Below are 7,423 nucleotides of genomic sequence, written 5' to 3' on the forward strand. Positions count from 1 at the left end.
TGCGCGCTCGACTAGTCCACCAGCGGCCCGGCCTCTGCCACGCCCCCCCGACGCAGGCCGGGCCGCTACCTTCTCCGACAGGTTCTAGGTTCCAGGGTCTAGGGGCTCGGGCTCCGCCTCTGTTCGGCTCGGCCGCCCGACACCGCCTCCCCCTAGCCCCTAGCCCCTAGCCCCTAGCCCCTAGACCCTGGAACCTGGACCCTACATCCTGTCCGCATGGCCGAATCGCCTGCCCCCGCGCGCCTGCGCGACCGCGCCGCCACCGAGGCCCTGATCGTCGAGGCTGGCGAGCGCATCCTGCTGCGCGACGGCTTCCCCGGCCTCAACGTCCAGACCCTCGCCGCCGAGGCCGGCTGCGACCGCAAGCTGGTCTACCGCTATTTCGACGGCGCCGACGGCGTCGTGGCCCGCATCGCCGCCCGCGCCCACGCCGGCCTGGTCCGTTCGCTCGACGCCGTCCCCGCCTCCGGGACCGACTCGCTGCGCGGCTTCGCCCGCGAGAGCCTGTCGGCCTGGCTCGGGGCCCTGCGCGGCAGTCCGCTGACCCTGCGCCTGATGGCCTGGGCCCTGGTCGAGTCCTCGCCCCTGCTCAACCGCATCGAGGCCGAGCGCTCGGCCGTGCTGCAGGCGTGGATGCGCGAGCGCCGGCCGCGGCTGCGCACCCCGCCGGCCGGCGACGCCGTGGCCGTCAACGCCGTGCTGCTGGCCGCGGTCCAGCACCTCGCCCTCAGCGGCGGCGCCCGCCCCGGCGTCGGCGGCGTCGCCCTCGACGAGGCCGGCTGGGCCCGCATCGAGGCGGCCCTGGACGCCCTGCTGGTGGCGTTTCCGGAATAGACCCCCGCGAAGCGGGCCCCGTGGTTTTCGTGGTGAGTTGAAAGGTTCATCACAACGAACACAACGGGTCTCACCACGGGCACGACGGGTTCGCAATCACGCCCCGACCCCGTCGTGTTCGTCGTGGTTCTCGTTGTGGTCGCCGTGATGAACCCGCTTCGCGGGACCCTGTGCGGAACCCCGACCGCCCCTTCAGGCGTTGCCGTTTTCATGAGCGCCAGCCTCGCCTTCGATCGCGGCCGCGAACGCGCCTACGCCCGCGACCTGGGCCGGGCCTTCGGCGGCGCCCTGCTGTTCAGCCTGCCCTTGCTGATGACCATGGAGATGTGGTGGTTCGGCTTCATCCTCGAGCCGGCGCGGCTGGCCGTCTTCCTGCTCGTGGCCCTGCCGCTACTGGTCGGCCTGGGCTTCTACGCCGGCTTCAGCGCCCGCCATCACGGCCTCGGCCACGCCCTGCTCGACACCCTCGTCGCCCTCGCCGTCGGCTTCCTCGTGGCCGCCGCCGTGCTGGCCCTGTTCGGCGTGCTCGAGCCCGGCGCCGCGCCGCGCCAGATCGCCGGCCAGCTGGTCCTGCAGGCCGTCGCCGGGGCCATGGGCGCCCTGCTGGCCGGACGCCAGCTCGGCGAGGGCGGGACCGAGGTCGGCGACGAGGAGCAGGCCCGTTACCCCGGCGAGCTGTTCCTGATGGTGGCCGGCGCCCTGTTCCTGGCCCTCAACATGGCCCCGACCGAGGAGATGATCCTGATCGCCTACCGCATGAGCCCCCTGCACGTCGCCGGCCTGATGGCGGCCTCCCTGCTGGTCATGCACGCCATCGTCTACAAGGTCGGCTTCGCCGGGCAGGAGGAACACGACCGCCCGTTCGCCGCCTTCGTCCACTTCACCCTGGCCGGCTACGGCCTGGTGCTGCTGACCAGCCTCTACGTCCTGTGGGTGTTCGGCCGCACCCAGGGCCACGGCCTGGCCGAGATCGTCGACGCGGTCGTGGTGCTGTCCTTCCCCGGCGCGATCGGCGCCGCCGCCGCCCGGCTGCTGGTCTGATGGCCGCGCGCAGGAAGGCCGGGACGCCCCCGCCCGCCCGGCTCGAATGGATCATGGGCGGCCTCGGCCTGCTGCTGGTGCTGGCCGTGCTGGCGGTGACCCTGCTCGAGGCCTTCGGGGCCCGCGAGCCCGCCCGGCTCGAGGCCCGGCTGACCGAGGTCCGCCCCGCCGGCGGCCGCTGGCTGGCCGAGGTCGAGGTGCGCAACCTCGGCGGCGAGACCGCCGCCGCCGTCGAGGTCGAGGGCCGCCTCGGCGACCAGACCGCCCGCGCCACCCTCGACTACGTCCCCGCCCACGGCGAGGAGCGGGTCACCCTCGCCTTCGACGCCGACCCCCGCGCGGCCGGGGTCTCCGTCTCCGGCTGGTCCGAGCCCTGATCCGCGATTGAACCCCGCGCCTCACAGGCGTAGGACTGGGGCCGTTCTCCGGGGGGTCGCGCCTGAGCGGCTGAGATTGGGGTGATCCCCTGACCCGTCGAACCTGATCCGGGTCATGCCGGCGAAGGGATGAGACCACGCTATCCCCGCGCAAGCGGGGGGTCTCGTCATCCCCGCGAAAGCGGGGACCGACGCCGGCGCCCTCAACACCGAGGCCGCCATGAACATCGTCGTCACCCCGCCCAAAGCGTCCGAGGCTCAAGCAGCGAGCGACCGCGTCGCGAGCGATAGCCTCCCTCTCAAGGACGCCCGCGAACAGGTCATGCGCGAGACCGGAACCATCCCCACCGGCGAGCGCGCCGGCAGCCGCAAGGTCTATGTCGCCGGCGAGCTCTTCCCCGACATCCGCGTCCCCTTCCGCGAGGTCGCCGTCCACCCGTCGGCCAATGAGCCCCCCGTCACCCTCTACGACAGCTCCGGCCCCTACACCGACCCGACCGTCGCCATCGACATCAAGCGCGGCCTGCCGCTGGTGAAATCATCCTGGCAGCTCGACCGCGGCGACATCGCCCCCGTCCTGAACCCCCGCGACGTCCGGCCCGAGGACAACGGCCACGCCAGCGGCAAACACCTCGCCCCCCGCTTCGACACCTCCCGGCACAAGGTCTTCAGGGGCGCCCCGGGCCGGCCGGTGACCCAGCTCGAATACGCCCGCGCCGGGATCATCACCCCCGAGATGGAATATGTCGCCATCCGCGAGAACCTGCGCCGGGAACAGGGTGTGGGGGATGGGGTGTGGGGTGTGGAGGGTCCGCGTCATGTCACCCTGGCCGACGGCTCGACCGTGCCTCTCCCCCACACCCCACCCCCCACACCCCACACCCCAAGAGACGGCGAACCCTTCGGCGCCGAGATCCCCGACTTCGTCACCCCCGAGTTCGTCCGCTCCGAGATCGCCCGCGGCCGCGCCATCATCCCGCACAACATCAACCACCCCGAGGTCGAGCCGATGATCATCGGCCGCAACTTCCTGGTGAAGATCAACGCCAACATCGGCAACAGCGCCGTCCTCTCCAGCGTCGACGACGAGGTCGACAAGCTGGTCTGGGCCACCCGCTGGGGGGCCGACAACGTCATGGACCTGTCGACCGGCCGCAACATCCACAACATCCGCGACTGGATCATCCGCAACGCCAGCGTCCCCATCGGCACCGTGCCGATCTACCAGGCGCTGGAGAAGGTCGGCGGCGTCGCCGAGGACCTGACCTGGGAGGTCTATCGCGACACATTGATCGAACAGGCCGAACAGGGCGTCGACTATTTCACCATCCACGCCGGCGTGCGCCTGCCCTTCGTGCCCCTGACCGCCAACCGCGTCACCGGCATCGTCAGCCGCGGCGGCTCGATCATGGCCAAATGGTGCCTGTCGCATCACAAGGAGTCCTTCCTCTACGAGCATTTCGAGGACATCTGCGACATCATGCGGGCCTATGACGTGTCGTTCAGCCTCGGCGACGGCCTGCGCCCCGGCTGCATCGCCGACGCCAATGACGAGGCCCAGTTCGCCGAGCTGCGCACCCTCGGCGAGCTGACCAAGGTCGCCTGGGACCACGGCTGCCAGGTCATGATCGAGGGCCCCGGCCATGTGCCGATGCACAAGATCAAGGCCAATATGGATGAGCAGCTGAAGCACTGCCACGAGGCGCCCTTCTACACCCTCGGCCCCCTGACCACCGACATCGCCCCCGGCTACGACCACATCACCAGCGCCATCGGCGCGGCCATGATCGGCTGGTTCGGCACGGCCATGCTCTGCTACGTCACGCCCAAGGAGCACCTCGGCCTGCCCGACCGCCAGGACGTCAAGGACGGCGTCATCACCTACAAGATCGCCGCCCACGCCGCCGACCTGGCCAAGGGCCACCCCGCCGCCCGCCTGCACGACGACGCCCTCAGCCGCGCCCGGTTCGAGTTCCGCTGGGAAGACCAGTTCAACCTCGGCCTCGACCCCGAGACGGCCCGCAAATACCACGACGCCACCCTGCCGAAAGAGGCCCACAAGACCGCCCATTTCTGCAGCATGTGCGGCCCGAAATTCTGCTCGATGAAGATCAGCCAGGACATCCGCCGGGACGCCCAGGCGCAGAACGACGCGGGGGGGAGCCTGGCGGAGGCCGAGGCGGAGGCCGGAATGGCGGAGATGAGCGCGAAATTCCGCGCCGGGGGCGGGGAGATCGAGGTCAAGGTCTGACACCACCCGTCTCCTCCCTGTTCGCCGCCTGGCGAATGGGGAGGGGAGCATCCGAAGGAGGGTGGAGGGGTCCGCCTCACCCCAAACCTTGAATTCCCGCCCCACATTAGCTAATCTTGGTCAGGCGCAGGAGCCCCCGCCATGACCACCGTCAACATGCTCGACGCCAAGACCCGCCTGTCTCAACTGGTTCAGGCGGTCGAAAGCGGCGCCGAGTCCGAAATCCTCATCGCCCGCAACGGCAAGCCGGCCGCCCGCCTGGTGCCGATCGCGACCAGGCGGAAGATCGTCTTCGGCCTGGCGAAGGACCGCTGGCCGTCCATGCCCGAGGATCCCAGGGCCGACGACGACTATATCGACCGGCTGTTCTACGGCGAAGGCCCCGAGCCGAAGTGAGGGTTCTGCTCGACACCCACATCGCGCTCTGGAGCGTGAAGGGCAGCCCGAAACTGTCGCGCGAGGCGGTCCGGTTGATCGTGTCGGCGGACGGGGTGTTTTTCAGTTCCATCAGCCTCGTGGAGATCGCCGTCAAGCACGCGCGAGGCCCGGCCAGCCCCGACCCCATCCTCGTGGACGCGCGCCAGGCCCACGCGGAATTCCGCCTGGCCGGTTTTACCGAACTCGCGCTGACCGCCGCCCATGCCGAGGCGCTGGACACCCTCCCGCCCCTGCACCGCGACCCGTTCGACCGCATGCTGATCGCCCAGGCCATGACCGAGCCGATGCGGCTGCTGACCCACGACGCGGCGATGACGGCCTATGGGGCGCTGGTGGCGGCGGTGTGAGGGGGGCGGCCGTCGATCTTCATAGGTCGTCCCCCTCGGACTTGACCGGAGAGCTGCTCGATCACAACCGAAAGCCTTGTCACAATCGGAATGGGTTGCGAGAATGATGTGTTCGGGTGGGGTCTGTCTTATGCCGATTGAGTCAATTCACACATTCCTTGTGCATCCTCATGCACCCGGTGATGATCAGAGGAATATCGGCGGCATCGACGTAGCACTTAATGGAAAGTTGTTCGACACTCTGAACAGCGTCTACGAAAAATCGGACGCTGAATGTGACATCGAAATTGCGTTCGTTCCTAACGGCGGAGCTCAGCAAAATCACTGCCGTGATCTGATCCTTAGCTACGTTCGGAACCGATCACTTGATGCGGGTCGATTGATCGCAAATCGTCTGAGAGAGCACACGACGAACCGATCCAAGCAGGGCCTACTCGTCCTCATGTATGGTCGGGAGGGGCAAGATCACCGACTAGTCATTTCCCGATACCCAACCAACACCGGAATCTTGGCCGAGGAGAATGCCGGGCGTCTGGACGTCCAGTTCCTCGAGCGCGTTTTCATGAGAAGCGCATTCTCATACAAGGCTGCTGTCTATCAGCACGCTTCCCTTGAACGTTTTTGGGACGGACGGGCGGTCGATAAGCAGATTTCCAGTCGCTCTCTTCCTACTCCGGAATATTGGATTCACGGTTTCCTGCTCTCTGATTTCCGGACCACGTCTGCACAGGGCACCCGCCGCTTAGCTGTTGCCCTTAAGAAAGCGATTAGCTCTGTTGATAATCTAGAGCTCAAACAAGAACTTGTTGCCGCTGCCACTTTGGCGCGCGGGATGGCTGGTCAGCCAACAAGCGTTACCGGCTTCTGTGACAGATATAATCTGTCCGCCCCCGCGCGGGCGGCCATTACCGCGCACCTGCCTAACGTAGCTGTTGCAGCTCAACAATTCACGCTGGACGTAGCCGTCTTCGATGAGGAGGTAGCGTACCGTACGGTCCAGCTCGACACTGGAGTGCTGATTGCCGCTTCGGCTAGCGAATTTGACGAGCTAGTTGACCGAGAGGAACTGGCAGACGGCGAAGAAAGATTCAGTGTCACCGGCCACATCATAAATGAACGCCTGCGGCGTGGCGGCATATCATGACGGATGTCAAAGAAACCTATGCAAGGCGCTACGAAGACGTCTTGACTCCTTTGGCGATGAACTTGGAGTCCTATCTTCGGGATATTTTCGGTGGAGTCGCAAGGATTGATAGAATTTCGGCAAGGCCGAAATCGATAGACCGATTTGTCGCTAAGGCGGCAGCGAAGCTTGATGACGGAAGCGAAAAATACCGAGAGCCTTTAGAACAGATTCAGGACCAAGTTGGAGCTCGAGTCGTCGTTCTATTCAAGCAAGACGTGGAAACAGCTGCAAAATTGGCGGCAGCCCATTTTAGATACGTCGAGGATAGGGACATCGAACCAGAGGCCGTCTACGAGTTCAGTTATTTTGGACGACATTTTGTGTCGCTAATACCAGACGATGTACTCGATGACGCTTGGGATAAAACACTAATCCCTGGCTTCTTTGAACTTCAGATCAAAACGGTTTTTCAGCATGCATGGTCAGAAGCTAGCCATGATGTAGGCTACAAGCCTCTGCTCGGTGAACTATCCCGTGACGATAAGCGGGCACTCGCATTCGCATCGGCCCAAGCATGGGGCGCGGACAAGGCATTCGCTGACATCTTTGAGCAGCTTTCTGCGCGCCGTACAGAGTAGAGAATCCTAGCCATTCACGCTAAGCGGAATTGATCGCGCCGAGGCGCACTCACCCCTCCCGCCAAATCCCCCTCAACGCCTCTTCAAAGACGGCGGCCGGCTGCCCGCCCGAAATCAGCCCCTTCCCCTCCACCACCACCGCCGGCACGCCGTTGATCCCGCGCGCGCCTCTCCCCTTCCCCTCGACGGGGAAGGGGTCGGGGGATGGGGTGAGGGCAGGCTGCGTCCGGAGAGGACGCGGGCGGCGTCGGCGCCCTTCAGCGGGCCGTACCAAACTCCGCGCCACCACCCCCACCCAACCCTCCCCCGTCGAGGGGGAGGGCTTTCCCGTTCGCCACCGACGCGTGCACGTCCTCGTCGGCGGTATCCTG

8 protein-coding genes and 1 riboswitch are annotated in these 7,423 nt (G+C 66.4%); all 8 genes read left to right on the forward strand.

Annotated elements, in window-relative coordinates:
• The first annotated feature begins 216 nt into the window (after positions 1–216).
• The 8 genes from Q0588_RS04460 to Q0588_RS04495 all read left to right on the forward strand — a co-directional run bounded on the left by Q0588_RS04460 (position 217) and on the right by Q0588_RS04495 (position 7,052).
• Positions 217–834: a TetR/AcrR family transcriptional regulator gene (locus Q0588_RS04460; RefSeq protein ID WP_298744125.1), complete on the forward strand. Its 618-nt coding sequence runs from the start codon at positions 217–219 to the stop codon at positions 832–834.
• 210 nt (positions 835–1,044) lie between these two features.
• Positions 1,045–1,875 (forward strand): TIGR02587 family membrane protein, encoded by an 831-nt coding sequence (locus tag Q0588_RS04465; RefSeq protein ID WP_298744127.1) that lies wholly within the window; start codon positions 1,045–1,047, stop codon positions 1,873–1,875.
• On the forward strand, positions 1,875–2,252 hold the full coding sequence (locus tag Q0588_RS04470; RefSeq protein ID WP_298744129.1) for a hypothetical protein: 378 nt from the start codon (positions 1,875–1,877) through the stop codon (positions 2,250–2,252). The genes Q0588_RS04465 and Q0588_RS04470 overlap by 1 nt, the downstream gene beginning before the upstream one ends.
• A 39-nt stretch (positions 2,253–2,291) precedes the next feature.
• Positions 2,292–2,400: riboswitch (TPP riboswitch) on the forward strand.
• Positions 2,401–2,574: 174 nt separating this feature from the next.
• Positions 2,575–4,503 (forward strand): phosphomethylpyrimidine synthase ThiC, encoded by a 1,929-nt coding sequence (gene thiC / locus Q0588_RS04475; RefSeq protein ID WP_298744136.1) that lies wholly within the window; start codon positions 2,575–2,577, stop codon positions 4,501–4,503.
• A gap of 141 nt (positions 4,504–4,644) precedes the next feature.
• Positions 4,645–4,899 (forward strand): type II toxin-antitoxin system prevent-host-death family antitoxin, encoded by a 255-nt coding sequence (locus tag Q0588_RS04480; protein WP_298744131.1) that lies wholly within the window; start codon positions 4,645–4,647, stop codon positions 4,897–4,899.
• Positions 4,896–5,288, forward strand: a complete 393-nt coding sequence (locus tag Q0588_RS04485) for a type II toxin-antitoxin system VapC family toxin (RefSeq protein WP_298744132.1) — start codon at positions 4,896–4,898, stop codon at positions 5,286–5,288. Before Q0588_RS04480 ends, Q0588_RS04485 begins: the two co-directional genes overlap by 4 nt.
• Before the next feature lie 229 nt (positions 5,289–5,517).
• On the forward strand, positions 5,518–6,432 hold the full coding sequence (locus Q0588_RS04490; protein ID WP_298744133.1) for a hypothetical protein: 915 nt from the start codon (positions 5,518–5,520) through the stop codon (positions 6,430–6,432).
• Positions 6,429–7,052, forward strand: coding sequence for a GTP pyrophosphokinase family protein (locus Q0588_RS04495; protein WP_298744134.1), 624 nt, complete (start codon positions 6,429–6,431; stop codon positions 7,050–7,052). The genes Q0588_RS04490 and Q0588_RS04495 overlap by 4 nt, the downstream gene beginning before the upstream one ends.
• Positions 7,053–7,423 lie beyond the last annotated feature (371 nt).

Origin of the sequence: uncultured Brevundimonas sp. (assembly GCF_937870815.1) — a bacterium.
In the GTDB taxonomy this organism is placed as follows: domain Bacteria; phylum Pseudomonadota; class Alphaproteobacteria; order Caulobacterales; family Caulobacteraceae; genus Brevundimonas.

Excerpts from the sequence above, each read along its gene's own strand:
- Q0588_RS04470 (WP_298744129.1), top strand. The coding sequence starts at position 1,875 with ATGGCCGCGCGCAGGAAGGCCGGGACGCCCCCGCCCGCCCGGCTCGAA.
- Q0588_RS04495 (WP_298744134.1), top strand. The coding sequence starts at position 6,429 with ATGACGGATGTCAAAGAAACCTATGCAAGGCGCTACGAAGACGTCTTG.
- Q0588_RS04480 (WP_298744131.1), top strand. The coding sequence starts at position 4,645 with ATGACCACCGTCAACATGCTCGACGCCAAGACCCGCCTGTCTCAACTG.
- Q0588_RS04460 (WP_298744125.1), top strand. The coding sequence starts at position 217 with ATGGCCGAATCGCCTGCCCCCGCGCGCCTGCGCGACCGCGCCGCCACC.
- Q0588_RS04465 (WP_298744127.1), top strand. The coding sequence starts at position 1,045 with ATGAGCGCCAGCCTCGCCTTCGATCGCGGCCGCGAACGCGCCTACGCC.
- thiC (WP_298744136.1), top strand. The coding sequence starts at position 2,575 with ATGCGCGAGACCGGAACCATCCCCACCGGCGAGCGCGCCGGCAGCCGC.